At 51.2% G+C, this 20,556-nt stretch carries 16 protein-coding genes; 6 read left to right on the top strand and 10 right to left on the bottom strand.

Features of this window, described 5'->3' with window-relative positions; all coding sequences use genetic code 11:
- Positions 1-5: 5 nt before the first annotated feature.
- Both ACR64Q_RS04700 and ACR64Q_RS04695 read right to left on the bottom strand, forming a co-directional pair.
- Positions 6-1,292, bottom strand: a complete 1,287-nt coding sequence (locus tag ACR64Q_RS04700; RefSeq protein WP_020485316.1) for a peptidylprolyl isomerase — start codon at positions 1,290-1,292, stop codon at positions 6-8.
- Positions 1,293-1,299: 7 nt separating this feature from the next.
- Positions 1,300-3,957, bottom strand: a complete 2,658-nt coding sequence (locus ACR64Q_RS04695; RefSeq protein WP_483823277.1) for an LPS-assembly protein LptD — start codon at positions 3,955-3,957, stop codon at positions 1,300-1,302.
- 257 nt (positions 3,958-4,214) lie between these two features.
- Between ACR64Q_RS04695 and ACR64Q_RS04690 the strand changes: the two genes are divergently transcribed.
- Both ACR64Q_RS04690 and murU read left to right on the top strand, forming a co-directional pair.
- Complete coding sequence (locus tag ACR64Q_RS04690) at positions 4,215-5,216, top strand: aminoglycoside phosphotransferase family protein (RefSeq protein WP_026603927.1); 1,002 nt, start codon at positions 4,215-4,217, stop codon at positions 5,214-5,216.
- The gene (gene murU, locus ACR64Q_RS04685) at positions 5,213-5,911 is read left to right on the top strand and encodes an N-acetylmuramate alpha-1-phosphate uridylyltransferase MurU (protein WP_026603926.1); all 699 of its coding nucleotides are present in this window, start codon (positions 5,213-5,215) and stop codon (positions 5,909-5,911) included. Before ACR64Q_RS04690 ends, murU begins: the two co-directional genes overlap by 4 nt.
- On the opposite strand, the gene hemJ is transcribed toward murU, so the two are convergent.
- The 6 genes from hemJ to pyrC all read right to left on the bottom strand — a co-directional run bounded on the left by hemJ (position 5,908) and on the right by pyrC (position 10,980).
- Positions 5,908-6,333: a protoporphyrinogen oxidase HemJ gene (gene hemJ, locus ACR64Q_RS04680; RefSeq protein ID WP_026603925.1), complete on the bottom strand. Its 426-nt coding sequence runs from the start codon at positions 6,331-6,333 to the stop codon at positions 5,908-5,910. The two genes, murU and hemJ, sit on opposite strands and share 4 nt — an antisense overlap.
- A 17-nt stretch (positions 6,334-6,350) precedes the next feature.
- Positions 6,351-6,803, bottom strand: coding sequence for a DUF4124 domain-containing protein (locus ACR64Q_RS04675; protein ID WP_313733742.1), 453 nt, complete (start codon positions 6,801-6,803; stop codon positions 6,351-6,353).
- Positions 6,804-6,930: 127 nt separating this feature from the next.
- A complete protein-coding gene (locus ACR64Q_RS04670; RefSeq protein ID WP_313733741.1) occupies positions 6,931-7,308 on the bottom strand; it encodes a lipid-A-disaccharide synthase N-terminal domain-containing protein in 378 nt (125 codons plus the stop codon).
- Between the two features lie 50 nt (positions 7,309-7,358).
- Complete coding sequence (locus tag ACR64Q_RS04665) at positions 7,359-8,084, bottom strand: glycosyltransferase family 2 protein (RefSeq protein ID WP_313733740.1); 726 nt, start codon at positions 8,082-8,084, stop codon at positions 7,359-7,361.
- Between the two features lie 76 nt (positions 8,085-8,160).
- Positions 8,161-9,738, bottom strand: a complete 1,578-nt coding sequence (locus ACR64Q_RS04660) for an ArnT family glycosyltransferase (protein WP_313733739.1) — start codon at positions 9,736-9,738, stop codon at positions 8,161-8,163.
- Positions 9,739-9,942: 204 nt separating this feature from the next.
- The gene (gene pyrC / locus ACR64Q_RS04655; protein WP_313733738.1) at positions 9,943-10,980 is read right to left on the bottom strand and encodes a dihydroorotase; all 1,038 of its coding nucleotides are present in this window, start codon (positions 10,978-10,980) and stop codon (positions 9,943-9,945) included.
- A gap of 113 nt (positions 10,981-11,093) precedes the next feature.
- Here pyrC and ACR64Q_RS04650 point away from each other — a divergent pair, with 113 nt between their 5' ends.
- Both ACR64Q_RS04650 and aspS read left to right on the top strand, forming a co-directional pair.
- Positions 11,094-11,357: an FmdB family zinc ribbon protein gene (locus ACR64Q_RS04650; RefSeq protein WP_020485305.1), complete on the top strand. Its 264-nt coding sequence runs from the start codon at positions 11,094-11,096 to the stop codon at positions 11,355-11,357.
- Positions 11,358-11,446: 89 nt separating this feature from the next.
- Entirely contained in the window at positions 11,447-13,237 is a 1,791-nt protein-coding gene (gene aspS / locus ACR64Q_RS04645; protein WP_313733737.1) for an aspartate--tRNA ligase, read from the top strand.
- Positions 13,238-13,850: 613 nt separating this feature from the next.
- Here the strand turns inward: aspS and epmA are convergent.
- Complete coding sequence (gene epmA, locus ACR64Q_RS04640) at positions 13,851-14,828, bottom strand: EF-P lysine aminoacylase EpmA (protein WP_026603917.1); 978 nt, start codon at positions 14,826-14,828, stop codon at positions 13,851-13,853.
- Positions 14,825-15,394, bottom strand: coding sequence for an elongation factor P (gene efp / locus ACR64Q_RS04635; protein ID WP_020485302.1), 570 nt, complete (start codon positions 15,392-15,394; stop codon positions 14,825-14,827). The genes epmA and efp overlap by 4 nt, the downstream gene beginning before the upstream one ends.
- A gap of 73 nt (positions 15,395-15,467) precedes the next feature.
- On the opposite strand from efp, the gene epmB reads away from it, so the two are divergent.
- Both epmB and ACR64Q_RS04625 read left to right on the top strand, forming a co-directional pair.
- A complete protein-coding gene (epmB, locus tag ACR64Q_RS04630; RefSeq protein ID WP_313733736.1) occupies positions 15,468-16,454 on the top strand; it encodes an EF-P beta-lysylation protein EpmB in 987 nt (328 codons plus the stop codon).
- Between the two features lie 99 nt (positions 16,455-16,553).
- Positions 16,554-20,552: a PAS domain-containing protein gene (locus ACR64Q_RS04625; RefSeq protein ID WP_313733735.1), complete on the top strand. Its 3,999-nt coding sequence runs from the start codon at positions 16,554-16,556 to the stop codon at positions 20,550-20,552.
- Positions 20,553-20,556: the final 4 nt, after the last annotated feature.

Genomic DNA, 20,556 nt, shown 5'->3' with positions numbered 1-20,556 from the left:
GTGCCTTACAGTCTATCCAGATCGATTTCCACAAAAGCCTCGTCGCGTAAGCGCCGCAACCATAATTCGGTTTCTTCCTCGATTTTACGCTTGCGGATTTCCTCGCGGATCTTGTCTTTTTTAAATTGCTCGCTGTTGTCCTGATTTTCGCGACCCAACACCTGGATCATGTGCCAACCGAATTGGGTTTGCACCGGTTGACTAATCTCGTTAATCGCCAACTTGTTCATCGCTTCCTCGAAAGGCGGCACTAATGCGCCCGGACCCACCCAATCCAGCGAACCACCGTTAATCGCCGACCCTTTGTCGTCGGAATGCGCGCGCGCCAAGTTGGCAAAATCGTCGCCGTCGTTAATCCGTTCTCTAAGCGCCACCAAACGCTTCTGCGCTTCGGCGTCGTCCACCAATTCATTAGTCTTGATCAGAATGTGCCTGACCTTGGTTTTGGTAACGATATGCTGCCCGGCACCCTCAGTTTCCAACATTTTGATGATATGAAATCCACTGGGGCTGCGTATCGGTTCAGAAACATCGCCCTGGTTCATCGTCGTAACCACTTCCGTAAACAGGGATGGAATTTGACCGATGCTGCGCCAACCCAAGTCGCCGCCCTTCAAGGCATTGTCGTCGTCGGAGACACTCACCGCGACTTGTTTGAAATCCTTGCCGCCGCGTAAATCGGCGATCACCTGATCAGCCTTGTCCTTGGCTTTTTGTATAGCGGTGGCCGAAGCCGCCTCCGACACCGCGATTAGAATATGCCCCAAATGATACTGGGAGTTGCTCTGGCCGGCTTTGCTCTGGGTTTCCATGTAATGCAACACTTCGGCATCGGTGACCTTGACCCGCGAACCGATTTCCCGACCCCGCAGCTGGTTGATGATGATTTCGTTGCGCAGATTATCCTCGAAAGCTTTGTATTCCATGCCTTGTTTGGCCAACTCGTTACGAAAACTTTCAACCGACAAGCCGTTGCGGCTGGCTATATCAGCGACTGAAGCGCTAAGCATCTCATCGCTGACCTGTACGCCCGATTTAGCCGCCAGTTGCCGTTGTAACTTATCGACTACCATGCGTTCCAACACCTGTTTCCGCAGGACATATTCGGGAGGCATCGTTACATTGTTACTACGCAATTTGCTGACGATGGCCCCAACTTCGTTATTCAGTTCGCGTTCCAGAATCACATCTTCTTCCACCACCGCCACTATTCGGTCCAACACCTGGGCTTGGCCCGGAGCGATGTAAGCGCTTAGCAGCAAACAGAAAATCACTACCCATTTTTTTATCATGCGTTGCTTACTCAAAATAGCTGGCTTTGCGATAGCCTTTCAGGTTGGTTTGCAGGAACGTATCGACATTGTCGCCGAAGCTGGACAGACCTTTCAGTTCCAACTGTACGAAAAACGCGGTTTCCGGCTTCGTGCTAGGATCGATAAAGGCGACGGTATTGGCACCGTTGATAAAGCGCCTACCCAGAATACGGAAGCGCCAGCAACAGTTTTCCCGTTCCACGCCAATGAAACTTTCCGTGGTTTTATCGAAATTCAAAGAATACTGCCAACGTCCGAAGCCATACCATTCACCGAATAACGGTAAGCGGAACGACACATCGGTTTGCGAAATGGTTTGTAAACTATCCAAGGGGTTACGACGGTACCGATAACCCAGGTTAACAATCTGGTTAGGTTGCATGTTGTATTTTAATGCCACCTGGCCGCGCGCAAAGCCGTTGGCTTCCGGATCCCATTGGGTACCGGTCATATACGACCAATGTTTGCTGAATTGGCCGCTCAGTTCGCCGACGAAATTGGAGGTGTTACTGGTTTCGGTAGGCTGCCCAGGCATTGTCACCGTTCTGTCCTGGAAATACATAATCTGTCCCAGACTGACTTTTAAAGGCTCCAAGCCGGTATTGGAATCGATAAACCGCGAAACAGTCGCCAGCGTGACCTGATTGGCGTCCTGAATCCTGTCTGCGCCAGCAAAACGGTTTTCCCTGAACAAGCTGTAAAAGTTGGTATCGTACAAAGCGGTATCGAAAACCGGAATATTGCTTTGATCCTTACGCGGGATATACAGGTAAAACGCCTGCGGCTCCAAGGTATGCAGATACTGCGAACCACCGAAATTAAGGTCTTTTTCGAAATTCATACCGCTACTAACCGAGAAGATCGGCAAGGTCCGGCTGATAGTGCTGGGCTGGCCGGCTAAGGTTTGGTTGCTCAATTGATACTGCGTGTATTGACCGGTGATTTTTGGAATGAAATACCCGGCGCTACTTTCCAATGGCAAGCTGAGTGACGGGGCAATGTTAATACGCTGGCCGTTCACCAAATCGGTGTGATAGAAATGGGTGAACTCGTTATTCATCGCCAGCGTAACCGGCAAACCTTCGAACGCACGCGCCACGTTGAAATTGACACGTGGCAGCATATCGTAGGGCATCGCGGCATCGGGAATGGTTTTATCCACCGATTGGTAATGGTACGCCCCCACCGACAAACCTACACCGGTGCCGGCAACAGCCCCGCCGTAACTCAGTAACGCGGTACTGGGCAAATAACTGGTATTTTGGAAGCCCAAAGCATTGTTCAAGTCGTTGAAATAGGTTTTGTCGGACACATAATTCAAATCCAGCAAGGAATTTAAACCGGGTAACAAGCTGGTTTGATCTTTCCAGCTTGCAGAGTAGCGGGCCTTGTTGACCAATTGATCGTTGGGCATATATTCCGCAGAAAACGTGCCTCTGGACATATCGGTCAGGTAACGGAATTTATTACGTAATTGCTCGCCACGCTTACTCATGTAACGCGGCGTGACAATATCGTCGAAGTTAGGGGCAATATTCCAATAAAACGGCACGGAGACGTCAAAACCATTCCGCTGCGTACTACCCCAGGTTGGCGCCAATAAACCCGACAAACGGCGATTATCGGTAGGGAAGGAAATATATGGTGTGTACAGCACCGGTACGCCTTTAAATTCCAGCCAGGCGTTTTTCGCCGAACCTTGTCCGCTGTCTCGGTTAATTTTCATCCGCGACGCATGCACAATCCAGTCCTGGTTGCCCGGCGCACAACTGGTAAATGCGGCGTCGTTGTAACGCGACAAACCTTTGCTCTCGCGATAAACCACCTCGGCATTACCGCGAAACGGCGCCTCCGCGACGATAAATTGCGCCTTCCGCAAGCGCGCTTCGTCTTTACCCAGGCTCAAGGAGGCGGTCTCGCTGGAGAACGCCATTTGGTCTTCGCTGTATAACACGCTACCTTGCGCGTCCAAGGTCTCGGCAACCGTGTCGTAACTGGCCTTGTCGGCAATCAAATGCTGATCGGCGCGCACCATATCGACATTGCCGGCAAAATTAAGCACTTCGCCGTCGAACACTTCCGAAAAGTCGGCATTGATATCGGTGGTCGCCGCATCGCGAACCTCGGCGGAGGTGGCTCTGATTTTGCGCTTTTTAGCGCCCCACACTTCACAGCTTTGCCAAGGATCTTTATCAAACTCGGCCCGTAAGGTTTGAAAATCTCGCTCTTGTTTGCGATCAAAGGTAGGCGTAAACAAATACGAACCTGACTCTTCACTGCCACCGCCCTCAGCCACGACATGGGCCTCGCCTTTCGGGTCGGCACCCACCAGATTACAGTTCCAACCGCTCTTATCATCACCGGTTTTGCAAGTCCAACCGGGAACTTTACCGGTGTTGGCATTGGCTGTCTCGGTTTTGGGCTCGACTTTTTCAAGCACAGGTTTTTGATTTTCAGTGACTTTAACCCGCAACTTTTGTGGCTCTGCCACGGATTTTTCCACCACCTTTTCGACCACCTTAACCTTTTCCGGCTCCGGCTTGACCGCTTGCTGAACAGGCGCGGGCACGACGGGAACAGGCGGCTGCGCGACTGTTTCCGGCTGGGCAGGCTTGGTTTGGGCGGGCGGGGTAGGTTTAATCACTTGCGGCTGAGCAGTTGGCTCGTTGCCAGCAGGTGTTTGATTTAGACAAGTCCATTCGCCATTTTTGGTTTGCTCACAATTCCACGCCGCATTATTGGCAGCAGAGGCGACGCCCGTAAAAAACAATAATGCTGAAGAAATTGTATAAAACCGATAATTCATGTCTTGGCGAATGCAGCTAAATTGACTTAGCGGAATGGAAATCGAATAAAATGCTTCCCATCATTTTACCTTAGGTTGACCCGCAATTAATAAAAATGTACGTTTCCAGCTCAGACCGCCGCTTGGCGGAGCTTGTCGATTGGCTCAATAACGACGTCGCACTTGATATACAGCAAATTACCCCGGCTTCCAGCGACGCCAGTTTCAGGCGATATTTCCGAGTTGAGCACCGCGACGGCTGCCACATTGCCATGGACGCGCCGCCGGACAAAGAAAATACCGAACCGTTCGTACGCGTCGCCGGATTGCTGAAACCAAGCGATATCCATATCCCGAATATCTATCAACAGAATAGCCGACAAGGATTTCTGTTGCTGGAAGACTTAGGTTCTACGAGTTTTCTCGACCGCTTACAAATCGGCAACGCCGAGCTGCTGTATAGCCAGGCCATGGACAGCTTGTTCAAACTACAAACCGGCGTAAACCCGCTTGACTGCGGCTTGCCGGCTTACGACAGCGCCCTGCTCCTCCGCGAGCTAGCTATTTTTTACGAATGGTTTTTGGAAAAACTACTCGGCATTGCCATTCCACATAAGCTCGCGACAACTATCAACACTATTTTGATCGATTCGGCGCTTGAACAGCCGCAAGTCTGCGTGCACCGAGACTTCCACTCGCGCAACCTGATGGTGCTGGAACACAACTCTCCTGGGGTTATCGATTTTCAAGATGCGGTGATAGGCCCTATCAGTTACGATCTGGTATCGCTGCTGCGCGACTGTTACATCGCCTGGCCCGAACAGCAAGTCATCAGTTGGGCCCAGCAATATCATCAACGCCTGTTGGCAATCGGACTGCTGAACGCCGATTTTAATCGATTCAAACGCTGGTTCGACCTGATGGGCATGCAGCGCCACCTGAAAGCAGTGGGCATTTTCGCCAGACTTCATCTTCGCGACGGCAAATCCCATTATTTGGCCGACATCCCGCGCACCCTGGCTTACATCTCCCGTGTTTGCGACCTCTATCCCGAGTTCGCAGACATGCAGCAGTTTCTGCAAGAACAGGTGCTGCCGCGTGTCGGAGCATCCGCATGAAGGCAATGATTTTGGCGGCCGGACGCGGCGAAAGAATGCGACCATTGACCGACCACACCCCTAAACCTTTACTGAAAGCAGCCGGCAAAGCGCTAATCGAATTCACCATAGAAAATCTAGCGGCCGCCGGCTTTGGCGACATAGTCATCAACATCGCCCATCTAGGCGAGCAGATTAAAGACTATTGCGGAAATGGTAAGCGCTGGAATGTATCGATTGTGTATTCTGATGAAGGCGAAACCGCACTGGAAACCGCCGGCGGCATTGCCAAGGCCCTGCCTTTGCTGGGCGACGAGCCGTTCCTGGTGCTTAACGCCGATATTATTTGCGATTATCCCTTGGCCAATTTGCGGACCAAAGCCATCGATCTCGCTCATCTGGTGATGATCAATAATCCGCCGCATCATCCGGAAGGCGATTTTTCACTGAACGCCGACGGCGTATTGTCGGAAAAAGGTTTGAACAAACTGACCTTCAGCGGTATCGGCGTTTATCACCCCAAGCTGTTTGCCAACATCCCCGTCGCGCCGTTAAAACTAAGACCGGTGTTAAACCGCGCCATGCAGCAACAGCGGATTAGCGGCGAGAAGTTTTCCGGCCTGTGGATGGACATAGGCACACCGGAACGCTTGGCTGAACTGAGTGAACAACATGCTCGCCACGGCGACAGACATACCGAGGATGCCGCGTATTAGAACGGCTTGACGACGGCCAACAGGACTATGGCGACTAAGAACAATACCGGAATTTCGTTGATCCAGCGGAAATACACATGCGAATGCCGGTTGCGATCATACTTAAAATCCAGCAACCATTTGCCGCAAAACAAATGATAAACCACTAGCAAGCCCAATAGCCCCAACTTAAGATGCAGCCAACCGCTGGCGGAATAAAGCATCCAGGCGTAATCGCCCAACATCCAAACGCCGAATATAAAGGTGCAAATCATGCCCGGCGTCATGATGCCGTAATACAGTTTGCGCTCCATCACTTTGAAACGTTCGTTGCTGATACTGTCGTCGCTCATTGCATGATAAACAAATAATCTGGGCAAATAAAACAAGCCGGCAAACCAAGTCACCATAAAAATTAAATGTAAGGCTTTTAACCAGAGCATGAGGTTCCCGAGGCTGACTAACGTAAAATTTCGGTGGTCACCGGCGCGGGCATGCCCGGTAACACGGTGGGAGGCGCGACAATCAGCACCCGATTATTGTTTTGCTGCGTCTGTCGTTCCAAGGCTGCCGCCTGGCGCTGTTCCGCTTCAACTTGCTGCTGTTGCGCAATTGCGCTTTGCTTTAGGGCATTTGTCGATTCGGTTTGATTTTTCAGTATCGCATCGCGTCTTTCCGCTTCCAGCTTGGCGGCTTTGGCAGCTTCCTGTTCGTTTTGCAGCGCTTCCAGCTTCGCTTTGGCCGCCGCTTCTTGGGCTTCATTGGCTTGAATATCCAACTGCACGGTTTTATCGCTGGTTTGACAAGGCTTGGCCTGATAAACGGTTTTACTGTCCTTGCCGATACATTTGAATACTTCCGCACTTGCCGAGTAAAAACTCAGAATCATCGCCAGCAAAATTAACACCCTCATAGCACACCTCGCCAAAACGCCATTTGCTCGGGCCATAGTTTAGGGTAAAAATTCAGTCTGTTTTTAATAGTTAGGAAAAATCCTCACGCAAAATCAGGCTAGGCACTTTTCCAGACGGTCAAACCGTTTAGGTCCGCACATCTTGCTCGGTCATTTCTGCCAACGCGTCGCGATGTTCGCGGCGAATCAGCATTAAGTTTCTGGCATACACAAAAGTACCTGGCAATTGACCAAGGATAATCACCGGATCGACACGGTGGATGCCGTAAGCCAACACAATCACACCGCCCGACAAACTGAAATACCAGAAACTCACAGGAATCATGCTCTTCTGGTGCCGCTCGCTGTGTATCCATTGCACGATAAAACGCATCATGAACAAGGCCTGCCCTACCAAACCGATAGTCAGCCAAATGATGTCATTCGAGTCCATGATCGATAAATGGTGCTGCCATTTATCAGCCAAATGCGTAAAAAAATAAACGATACCACTTTGATTTTCCATGTTAGAAACTCCTAAATTGCGTAGCGGAACGATCCGATTGAATCCAGCGCTTAACCACGCTGAATCTCGCTGACAATCGGCAGGCTATGGCGTTTTTTCAACCAAACCACGCCCAGCAAATCGACGATGCCGACCAAGGCCCGATCCAAGGTCCCGTATTTCGACGTGCCGAAATTTCTCGGTCTATGATTCACTTTCACCGAAATGACATGCCCGCCCGCCATTCTGATTAACGCCGGCAAGAAACGATGAATATGATCAAAATACGGCAAAGCCAAAAACTTATCGCGCAGGAATAACTTCAAGCCGCAACCGGTATCCGGCGTGGCGTCGTGCAAAATTGACTGCCGAACGGCATTGGCAAATTTGGATGATAACTTCCGCCAACCCGTATCGTTGCGCTTATGCCGAAAACCGGCCAACATCCACAATTGGCTGTCTTTTTGTTCGTGCCAGGCCGCGACCAGATTGGGTATATCGGCCGGATCGTTCTGACCATCGCCATCCAAGGTGGCAATCCACGGATAGCGCGCCGCCGAGACACCGGTATGCACCGCGCGGCTTTGCCCGCAACTGCGTTGATGTGTCAGTACTCGCAGAGTAGGATATTGCTGCATCGCATCTTGCAGTTTAACGCCGGTGTCATCGGTACTGCCGTCGTCCACAAAAATCATTTCATAGGTTTCCCCATCGCCCAGCGCGCGATGGATTTCCTCGATCAGCAATTCGACATTGTCCGTTTCATTGTGAACGGGGACCACTACAGAAATCTTCATATCTTGGTAAAAGTTGAAAAAGTTGTGAATTGTATCAAACGCTTATGCACAGATAAGAATTTTGTACAGGTTTGAGTTATAGCGGCTTGACCTCAGCAGCCTGCCCCGCGTACCGAAATACCAGCCAATATTCCCGATGCGGCTGTAAGTATACGGCGTCGCTAGGCTTGTTTTTTTCCAGGGAAATCAGGTACCCGTCCGCATGTTGTGCCACCCAATCGGCAAGCCGTTCCGCAGGTAAAACCGGCAGTGGCTGGGTTAATCGCCCCAAGAAATTGAATTGACCTTGGTAATTGCCAACATAGACATAAGGAATGTGCTGCTCGGTAAAGCTTTTCACCTGGATTGCCGAGGGCGCCAGGTCGTATGCCGGACCGGCATAGCGGAAGAAAAATATAAATCCGACAAAAATTGCCGCCACCAAAGCCGTTGATATTGCCGCAACCGGCAACTTGCGTTTAATCCAAACCAGCAGCGCCAACATAATGGCAATAGCCAAGACACTCAAACCCCATGCCGGCTGCACAGTCTGGACCCAGTTCAGTTTCGACAAGCCTGGCACCTTGGGCAGATAAACTAAAAACATCCCGATTGCGCCGAACAGTAGCGGCAGCAAGCACTCGCCCGCTAATTTCGGCTTATGGGCATGCAGTACCACCCTGGCTACCAACAACGCAAACGCCGGTAACATCGGAATCAGATAATGAATCTGCTTACTGGGCAACAACGAGAACACTACAAAGGTTGATAGCAGCCAAACCAAACAGAAGCGCAGGCCGCTATCCTTAAAAAATCGGCTACCGCGCAAACTGCCCCAGAAACATGGCCAAAACAACCACGGAAACAAAAACATCGGCAAAAACGGCAGGTACCAGAACACTGAGCGGGTATGGATTTTAGTGCTTACTGCGCGATCAGCGGTCTGATGCCAAAGTATCGCGTTGGCGTATTCCTCGCCACCGGCAATGGCGGCCGGAATCGCCCAGGCTAGCGCTATCGCAGCTCCGATCAAGGCGGCTATCAACAAGCCACCAAACCAGCGGCTGAAAACAATCGGACGCGGCGTCCAAACAACGACCAAAACTACGGTGGGAATTAGATGCAAAAAAACCACAGGCCCTTTGCTTAGAATTCCCAAACCCAACGCTGCCGCAACCAATATCCAACCCTTGCGCTCCTCACCTTGTACAACTTCCAGAACACCGAGCATGCCTAACAACACCCAGCTGGTCAGCAGAACATCGAACATGATCGACGTGGCAAACAAAGTCCATAACAAGGTTGCAATCAATATCCACGGCGCCAACAATGCGGCTAGCGCTTGCTCCGGCCAAAGCTTTTCCGCTAATTTTCGCGTCAGCAACAGATTTGCTAAAGCTGCCAACGGCCCTACCAAACTCGGCCACCATGCGTTAACGCCGAACACGCCCCAACCCGCTTGAATCAACCAGAATAGTAAGGGTGGCTTATGACTGTAGGTCTGGCCGTTTAGATACGGCACCAAAAAATCGCCGCGCAGCCACATTTCCCAGGCCACGCTGAGATAGCGCGTTTCGTCGATGGGTATGGGCGAACGAAAATAAACGCTTGTGGTCAACAGCAGCCAAAGCGGCAGAATGCCCCAGCGGTAAATCAGTTTATCGGGTATGGTCATTTTTCGAGAAAATATCGATTCCGAGCACTGGACATCCAAGTGACCAGAATCACGCCAGCGTTATGACAATAAGTTAAGCCAATTTCATGCCAACACTATTACAGTCGGCAAAGCCCGACACATCTAAAGTCGACATAAAAAGGTGACAGGGCCGGTTGAAACAAACCGCTAATCAGGTTGAATTGCCCCACTTATCATAAGGAATCAGGCGACGACTAAGCGCCATGACAAACTTTCACCAGCCCGTAATGGTGTAATAGTGCCATTCGGATTGGCATAGGCTTCCGGCACGATCCAGGCTTGTTTTTCTAAAGTAACGCTCGCGGAGTTGCGCGGCAACCCATAAAAATCGGCGCCGTAAAAACTGGCAAATCCTTCTAGCTTGTCCAAAGCGCCAACCTGTTCGAAGGCTTCAGCATACAATTCCAACGCCGCATGCGCGCTGTAACAACCGGCGCAACCGCAGCTATTTTCTTTCAACCCGGTCAAATGCGGCGCGCTGTCGGTACCGAGGAAAAATTTGGCATCACCGCTGGTAGCCGCTTTTATCAGGGCTTGGCGATGGTGTTCGCGCTTCAGGATAGGTAAACAGTAGAAATGCGGGCGAATACCGCCGGCCAAAATAGCATTGCGGTTGTAGAGCAGATGTTGCGGGGTAATAGTCGCGGCGACATTCGCGCCTGAGGCTTGAACAAACTCTACCGCTTCCTGGGTCGTCAGGTGTTCGACAACAATGCGTAGCGCCGGGAATTGCCGGGTAAGCTTGCTTAATTTACTATCGATAAAGATTTTTTCCCGGTCGAAAATATCGTATTCAGCATCGGTGACTTCGCCGTGGATTAATAGCGGCACGCCGTATTTCTCCATCGCCGCGAATAAAGGATAAGCCGCTTCGATATCGGCGACGCCGGCATCGGAATTGGTGGTCGCACCGGCTGGATACAATTTAAAGGCGAACACATGCTCGGCATCGGCCACTTTTTTGATTTCCTCCACCGACGTACTTGCCGTGAGATACAGGGTCATCAAGGGCTGAAATGTCGATCCTGGCGGTAAAGCTGCCAAAATTTCCTGCCTGTAAAGCAAAGCCTGAGCGACCGTTGTGACTGGAGGTTTCAGATTCGGCATGATAATAGCTCGACCGAACTGCCTAGCCGTATGACCGATCACCGTTTTTAAAATACTGCCGGTTCTAACGTGCAAATGCCAATCGTCGGGTTGGCGGATGGTCAATTTATCCATAATCTCCGGGCGTTTTCATTTAAAATAGCCAGTTATTCTAACATTAAGGGCCTTGAAAACTTAAAACCTCGCCCTTAGTAAGCCGATTTAAACACTTTCAACTGGAGAAGCAGATGCCTATTTACGAATACCAATGCAATGCTTGCGGACATGAACACGAAGCCCTGCAAAAACTGGGTGCAGAGCCCTTAATCGTTTGCCCGGCCTGCAATGAAGCGGAATTAAAAAAGAAAATTTCCGCAGCGGGATTTCGTTTGAAAGGCGGCGGCTGGTACGAAACCGATTTTAAAAGCGGCAACAAGAAAAACGTCGCCGGCGAAAACAAAGCCCCGGAAAAAGCCAGCAGTTGCAGCGGCTGCCCCAACCATAACCATTAGGAATCTCATGGTAACTGCCAGTTTTCCGAAACGACTGGCACTTCCTAATTTTTACCTATCCCCGTATTTTGATTAACCCGAGAACAACTATGCGTAGCCACAAGTGTGGAGAATTGAACACCCAACATTTAGGTCAAACCGTTGCCCTGTGCGGCTGGGTACATCGTCGCCGTGACCACGGCGGCGTTATTTTTATCGACTTGAGAGACCGCGCCGGCCTGGTGCAAGTGGTGTTCGATCCCGATATGGCCGAAAGCTTTGCGATTGCCGAAAGCGTGCGCAGCGAATATGTACTGCGTATCGAAGGCATCGTGCGCGACCGCCCGGAAGGCACGCATAACCCGAACATGTCCACCGGCCAAATCGAAGTACTGGGCAAGCATATCGAAGTATTGAACGAGTCGGAAACCCCGCCGTTCCCGTTGGAGAGCGATATCGAAGTCAACGAAGAGACCCGCCTGCGTTTCCGTTACATCGATCTGCGCCGCACCGCGATGCAGCAAAAAATGAAAGTGCGCCGCGACGTCACCCGCAACCTACGTCAATATCTGGACGATCACGAGTTTTTCGAAATCGAAACCCCTTATTTGACCAAGGCAACCCCGGAAGGTGCGCGCGATTACATCGTCCCAAGCAGGACCCACCAGAACTCATTCTTCGCCTTGCCGCAATCGCCTCAACTTTACAAACAATTGCTGATGATTGCCGGCATGGACCGTTACTACCAGGTAGTACGTTGCTTCCGCGACGAAGATTTGCGTGCTGATCGCCAGCCGGAATTTACCCAGCTGGATATCGAAACTTCGTTCATGAATGAACAAGAGATCATGGCGGTGATGGAAGAAATGATTCGTCGCTTGTTCAAGGATATTATCGACGTGGATTTGGGCGACAAATTCCCGGTCATGAGTTATGCCGAAGCGATGAATCGTTACGGTTCTGACCGCCCGGACCTGCGTATCCCGCTGGAACTGGTGGATATCGCCGAGGAAATGAAAGGTGTCGATTTCAAAGTCTTCTCCGGCCCCGCCAACGATCCAAACGGTCGCGTAGTCGCCATGCGCCTGCCGGAAGGCGGCGACTTGAGCCGCAGCGTGATCGACGAACTCACCAAGTTCGTCGGCATTTACGGTGCTAAAGGCTTGGCTTATATCAAAGTCAATGACTTGGCAGCCGGCGTCGAAGGCTTGCAATCGCCTATCGTCAAATTCGCTCCGGCTGAGGTCTGGGCCAAGGTAATGGAAAAAGTCGGTGCGCACAATGGCGACTTGATTTTCTTCGGTGCCGACAAAACCGGCATCGTCAACGAAGCGATGGGCGCCTTGCGGGTTAAATTGGGCTTGGACCGCAACCTGTTGACCGGACCTTGGAAACCCTTGTGGGTCGTGGATTTCCCAATGTTTGCCTGGGACGAAAAAGCCCAACGCTTTACAGCTATCCATCACCCGTTCACCGCGCCGAGCTGCTCGGTGGAAGATTTGGTCGCTAATCCTGGTACGGCATTGTCGCGCGCTTACGATTTGGTGCTGAACGGCACCGAAGTCGGCGGCGGCTCGATCCGGATCAACCGCACCGCGATGCAGCAAACCGTATTCGACATTCTGGGTATTGGCCACGAAGAAGCCCGCGAAAAATTTGGCTTCCTTTTGGATGCCTTGAAATACGGTGCACCGCCCCACGGCGGTATCGCCTTTGGTTTGGACCGCTTGGTCATGTTGATGACCGGAGCCAGCTCGATCCGCGATGTGATCGCGTTCCCGAAAACCCAAACTGCCGCTTGCCCGTTATTCAATGCGCCGGCATTGGTCAGCGAAGAACAATTGAAAGAATTGGGCATCAGGTTGCGTAACCCTGCCGGCAAAACCGAAAAGCAGGATTAAAGTAAATCTGAGGGCGGGCTAACTTGTCCGCCCTTTGTTCTTGTTAAGCTTGCCACCTGCGATACCTTACCAAGCAGTGAACCAAGGTCTTGATATACGTCAAAAAAGCCCACCAAATACTCGTTGACTTTTTTTGCCAAATTGATAAGTTAATCACGTTATTTTTATTAAATAACAGATCCCGGTTGCGGATCTTCGCATGGCATAAGGATTACCGCCCAACACTCCGAACGAGGAGGGGGATGCTATGAATAAAATAACTCCACATCTACTTCGCGATTTGAACGCCACTCTTCCTGAGGGTGCAGAGTGCTATCTGTGCGGCACAGTCAGAAGAGCGCTACACAATTACCGCAAGGGTCGCGAACCCGTGGCCTACCTAGACAAAGATCACGCTCTAGCGGTGCTGGCGCATCGCCTTGGCCGCGGCCTTAGGCGTTTTTTCGTAGACGACATACAAACAGCGCTAGATGCCGCAGACCACCCAGACCAGCAAAAAAGTTCGCTCAGCTGGCCCTACTAGGCAAATCGATTAATCGTTTTTAGGGAAACCTACCGACTACATCCCCCTTCGGCGAAGGGGGAGTTTTTTCGGACTTTTCATTATTGAGCCTCAAACGCGGACAGGAAAAGTCAGCACATCACTAATGGACTCACTGCCCAGAGCAATCATCAGCAGCCGATCCAAGCCAATCGCCACGCCGCTGCAATCCGGCAAACCGCATTTCAAGGCCTGCAAAAATGCCGCATCCTTAGCGACCGCCGGCAAACCATGACTTAGCCTATAGGCAATTTCCTTATCAAAACGCGCTTCCTGTTCAAGCGGATCGGCGAGTTCATAAAAACCATTGCCCAGCTCCACACCATTGATAAACACTTCAAAACGCTCACTGATCCGCGAATCATCGACATTCAAGCGCGCCAGCGAAGACTGTATCGCCGGATAGCCATGCAGCAAATAAATCGTATCGTTATCCATCATCTGCTGGACGCGATGGCTAAAAATGAAATCCAGCCACAAGGCATGATCGTTACCGCACAGCTCGCTAGCCTCCGGAAGCGCATTCGCAGCCGCATAAGCCTGATAATCGCTGATGCAAAATACCAATGGATCCAAGCCGGTGGAATCCAAAAATAGTTGTTGATAGCTGATTTGCTGGGTTGGCAATTCGGCCCGAAAAGGCTGCAACAGCTGCTGCAACAATTCGGCGACTTCCAGCATCAATTGCCGCAAATCGTAGCCGACCCGGTACCACTCCAAAATCGTGAATTCCGGATTGTGATAACGCCCGGCTTCGCCATTCCTAAACGCCTTGCAGATCTGATAAATACTGCCGCTGCCGGCGGCCAACAGGCGCTTCATCGCGAACTCCGGCGACGTTTGTAGAAACAGAGTTGGCCGGTTGGGGGGGGAATTAAACTGACTGCTGAAAAAATCCAGCTGCGGATCGGTACCGGTGGCCGGGCACAATAGCGGCGTTTCGACTTCCAGCACATCCCGCACCTCGAAAAAACGCCGTATCGCCGCCAGCATTTGCGCGCGAATGCGCAAATGCTCCAGTGGGCAGCTGGGCTGCCAGCTTACCGTCACTCTTTAACGCGGGACACGTACTCGCCGGTACGGGTATCGACTTTAATGACTTCGCCGATTTGCACAAACAAGGGCACCCGCACCACGGCACCGGATTCCAGCGTGGCCGGTTTACCACCGCCACCGGACGTATCGCCTTTCAAACCGGGGTCGGTTTCGGTGATAGTCAATTCCACAAAGTTGGGTGGTGTGACAGACAATGGCGAGTCGTTCCATAGCGTCATCGTGCAAACATCTTGTTCTTTCAGCCATTTAATAGCATCGGACACCGCGTTTTTATCGGCTTGGTACTGTTCGAAGGTATCGGGGACCATGAAGTGCCAGAACTCGCCATCGCTATACAAATATTGCATTTCCTTATCAACGACATCCGCACCTTCCACGGTATCGCCGGATTTAAAGGTACGCTCAATGACCCGGCCGGTTTTCAGATTTCTGATCCTGACCCGATTGAACGCCTGCCCCTTACCCGGCTTAACAAACTCGTTTTCGATAATCGAACAAGGGTCGTTGTCCAGCATGATTTTCAAACCGCCCTTGAACTCGTTGGTGCTAAAAGTCGCCATTTTTTCCTCGTGAAACAAATAATAGTCGGACGATTATAATGGATAAGATTTTTAATCGGAAACCGGAGCAGCATTGAACACCCAAACCGCCGGCTGGCAACAGGCGCTTGCCGATGCATTTACCAGCGTCGAAGCCCTTTGTGACTATCTGCATATTCCAACAGACAGCGTGGCATTGCTACCGGATTTCAAAGCCTTTCCGCTCCGGGTACCGCGCGGTTTTGCCGATTGCATGCGTCCCGGCGATCCGAATGACCCCTTGCTCAGACAAGTGCTGCCGACTCAGAACGAACTGATCGACTATCCGGGCTACAGCCATGACCCGGTGGGCGATCTCGGCGCGGTCGCCGAAGCCGGCATCATTCATAAGTATCATGGCCGAGTATTGTTGATTAGCACCGGCGCTTGCGCAGTGCACTGCCGGTATTGTTTTCGGCGCAATTTCCCTTATGCGGAGTTGCAGTTGTCGACGCAAAAAGTCCAACAAGCACTTAGCTACATCATCAGCCATCCGGAAATCAGCGAAGTGATCCTCAGCGGCGGCGACCCCTTGTTGCTAAATGACGAAAAACTAGGCCACCTGCTTGATCGGCTAGGGGAGATCGAACATGTCAAACGTATTCGTATTCATAGCCGGGTGCCCATCGTGTTGCCAATGCGCATCACCCGGCAACTGCTGAACTCCTTCTCCAGTCTGTCGCAACAAATTGTGATGGTATTTCACGCCAATCATGCGAATGAGCTGAGTCCTGCCGTTGGTGCGATTTGTGGTGATTTACGCCACCGCGGCGTTACCTTGTTAAACCAAAGCGTGCTATTGAAAGGAATTAACGACACCGGCACGACGCTCTGTACATTGAGTGAAAAACTGTTTGAATTGGGCATTCTGCCTTACTACCTGCATGTGCTGGACCACGCCAGCGGCACCGGCCATTTTGAAGTATCCGAAACCGCTGCCAAGGATCTACTAGAGCATATGCAAAGGCATCTCCCCGGCTATCTGGTGCCCAAACTCGTTAAAGAACAGGCGGGAGCAGCGTATAAAATCCCAATTTGCTGAGCACCGGACAGTTTTCCGGCGACATGGATTCACATTTACCGATACCCGGTCTAAGATTTTTCCCGTCCCTCCCGGCAAGATTCCCGACATCAGCAAAATATGACAGATCAACACGCAAACACTGACAATCAGATACGCCGGTTCGTGCTGGTCGCAGTGTGTTTACTGTTGATATGCGACATGACCGTTGTGCTCTATCAGAGCATAAACGGCACCAGGGAACTGACCGAAATACTGATAATTTTGCTGCCGGGACTAGCTGTCTTGCTGATTTTTAGCGAACTGTTGTCAAATCGGCAACATCTGCCATCCGGACTGGCGCCCATCGGCGACTTTTACGACCATCTCACCCAATCCGCCATCGTGGTCGATAATCGGGGCATTATTCGCAGTGCCAACAAAGCCGCGGCTTTGTCGGTGGGCAAGTCCCCGGCGGAATTAGCCGGACAAGCCGTACACACCTGGTTTCACCCGACCAACCATGCCGAATTAGAATGCCCCTTATGCCAACATATCAAGGCCGGCAAGGCCATGCCGGCCAGCGACTTTGCCTTTCCAAATCAAACATGGCAGCAAATCTCGCTTACCCGTCTGTCCATGCATAACAACAGCGAATTAATCCAGTTCCATATCGACATCACGCCTCGAAAGCAAATTGAAGAACAATTGGCCCTGGTCATAGACGGCGCCCAGTTGGGCTATTGGGATTGGAATTATCTAAGCGGCAAACATTCCGTGAATCAACGTTGGCTGGACATGTTGGGCCTCAGCCATGACGAACTGGATAACTATGTCAGCGATTGGGACAAACGCCTGCATCCGGATGACAGACAGCGCGTGAAAGAGGTGGTTGCCAAGCACATAGAGTCCGGCCGCCCCTATGTAGTGGAATTTCGCATGCGCCATAAACTCGGCCATTGGGTATGGATACAAGGCTCCGGCGCCGTTGTAGCGTACGACCCGGTCAGCGGCGGTCCAAGCCGGTTATGCGGCACGCACCAAGACATCAGCGTACGTAAGCAGTCGGAGCATAATCTGCAACGCGCCTATCAAATTATCAGCCAGAGCGCGGCAGTGGTATTGAAATGGAATAATTCCGAAGGATTACCGATAGAGTTCGCCACTGAGAACGCCCGCCAGCTGTTCGGCTACAGTGTCGAACAATTGATTACCGGCAATCTGTTTTATCTCAACCTGATCCATCCCGATGATGTTGGGGTTTTCCTTCGCGAAATCGCCACCTGCCGCAACGATCCGGACTGTTTCGAAATAGCGCATCAACCCTATCGCATCGTCGCCCAAAACGGCGGCATAAAATGGGTGCAAGACCGCAAGATGGTGGTGCGCAACGAGCAAGGCAAGATTATCGATTATCAGGGTCTGGTTACCGACATCACTCAACAGCGCCAGCAAACCAGCGTGATTAGGAATATCGTATCCAGTAATCTGCCGCAAAATGCGACATCGCTACTGGATAATCTGACGCTATTGACCGTGGAAACCCTAGGAGCCGACTTTGCATTAATCGCGGAAACAACGGGCAATGGACGCGCCCGCAGCCTATCGCTTTGCGCAAAAGGCAAAATTGTCCGTAATCGCGAATTCAGCCTAGATAACTCACCTTGCCGCGAGGTTGCCGCCGGATCTATTTGCTGCGTCGAACATAATGTAGCGGAACGATTCCCCGACGCAGACTGGCTGCGACACCAACAAATCCAAGGTTATCTAGGCATTCCATTGCACGACAAACAACAAAATAGTTTCGGATTTATCTCGGTATCCTACTGTCGGCCCATTCCCGATACTAACTTTGCCACAGACACCCTGAAATTATTCGCGTTGCAAATTACCGCCGAGCTGGAACGCAGCCGCGCCATCAACGCGCTGCAAGACCAAAAACAACGCTTACTGGATGCGCAAAGCATTTCCCATATCGGCGATTGGCATTGGCATTTGCCGGACAATCACTTTAGCTGGTCGGACGAAATGTATCGGATCACCGCAACCAGTAAAGCGATTTTTACCCCGAACTTCTCCAGCATTTTAAGCACGCTGGTTCACCCGGACGACCAAAGCTTTTTCAAAACGTCGATGCAAAACGCGATCAATAGCGGCAGTATCGATTTCAGACATCGGATAGTGCTCGGTAACGACCAAATTCGTCATGTCCACCAACGCGGACAAGTTATTCGCGACGTTAATGACAAACCCACTGGCATTCAAGGCACCATGCAAGACATCACCGACCGACTGCAAACCGAGCAACGGTTGTTGGAAGCCAAGCAGCAGGCGGAACAGGCAACACGGGTAAAATCCGAATTTCTCGCCAATATGAGCCACGAAATCCGCACCCCGATGAATGCGATTATCGGCTTGGTTGAATTATGTCTGAACAGCAATATCTCCGCCAAACAGCGCGACTACCTGGAAAGAGTGGAAACCGCCTCGCGCTCGTTGATGACCATCATTGACGATATTTTGGACTTTTCCAAAATGGAAGCCGGAAAAATGCAACTGGAATCCGTACCTTTTCTATTAGAAGAAATGCTGGATAAGGTGTTCTCCACGATGTCCGAACTCTGCGCCAGCAAAGGCATAGCCTTGATTCGCCCACCTAAGAGTCTGACTTTTCTCCCGGTGATCGGCGACCCACAACGGCTAAGGCAAATTTTTATCAATTTGATCGGGAACGCGATCAAATTTACTGAGCATGGCGAGGTAAGAGTCACGCTCACCGAGCTTAGACGCTCCGCGCAACAGACTTGTTTGCAGTTTAGTATCAGCGACACCGGCATCGGCATGAATGCAGAAAAACAGGCCAAACTATTCCAGGCGTTCAGCCAAGGCGATAGTAGTGTCACGCGCCATTACGGCGGCACGGGCTTGGGCCTGATCATTTCCAAACAATTGGTCGAACAAATGGGCGGAACGATAAGCGTCTCCAGCCAAGAAAACCTCGGCTCGACATTTACCTTCAGCGTCAAACTCGGCATCACCAGCCTTGCTTCGATACGCAACGCGCAATACCAACAAAAGCCCCCCCTCGATAGCGGGAAATTGCAGCATATCAGCGGCGCACGAGTATTGCTGGTTGAAGACAACGAAGTGAATCGAATTGTGGCGATTGAGCTGCTGGAACAAGCACATTTGCAAGTCGACGTGGCCGAAAACGGCGAAATCGCCTTGGGCAAACTGCAACAAACCACTTACGACTGCGTGTTAATGGATGTGCAAATGCCGGTGATGGACGGCTATCAAACCACCAAACATATACGAGCAATACCCGGCTGCCAAACCTTGCCGGTCATAGCGATGACCGCCAACGCGATGAGCAATGATCGCAACAGATGCTTTCAAGCCGATATGGACGATTTCATCAGCAAACCGATATTACCGGAAACGCTTTACGCCACGCTGGCGAAATGGATTAAACCGCGAGCTGATGGAATGCCCCAGACCGATCCGCACGACGAACAGATGGCAAGCAATCCGCTTCCTTATCTGTATGGCATAGACACCTCCGCCGGCTTACAACATACGGCCGGCAACCTGACCGTTTATCGAAAAGTTTTACTAAAATTTGCTGAAAATCATGCGGATACCATGAACGAAATCGACCAAGCCTTCACACACAACCAGTACGACAAGGCCTATCAATTAGTCCATACTTTGAAGGGTTTGGTCGGCTCGCTCGGCGCGCTACAATTGCAAAGCCACTTAGTACGGCTGGAAGAATCGCTAATCGATTTCCGTGCCAATATTGCCGATGTGCCGCATATCGACAGTAATATTGTCGCCACAACACTGGAGATGACCAAGGTTATCAGTAGTATCAACAGTAATTTGGCCAACAGCGAGAGCCACGGCGACGGTGAACCGCGCTACTCCACGCTGGAAACTCGGCAACAGCTGGCCATATTGATTGATAAACTACAAACCTTCGATTCCGACTCGGACCAGCAACTTGAACGGATTATGCGCCATATCGACGATAAAGCTCTGCTGCAAATCTTATTGCCCATCAAAAAACAAATTGCCAATTACCAGTTTGTAGATGCTGCGCAAGCTCTCAACCACATACTGGAACATCGGATATAGGAAA

The organism is Methylomonas sp. 2F7, assembly GCF_057126975.1.
The sequence above is the reverse complement of the archived record's forward strand: the minus strand, read 5'-3'. Positions and strand labels throughout refer to the sequence as shown.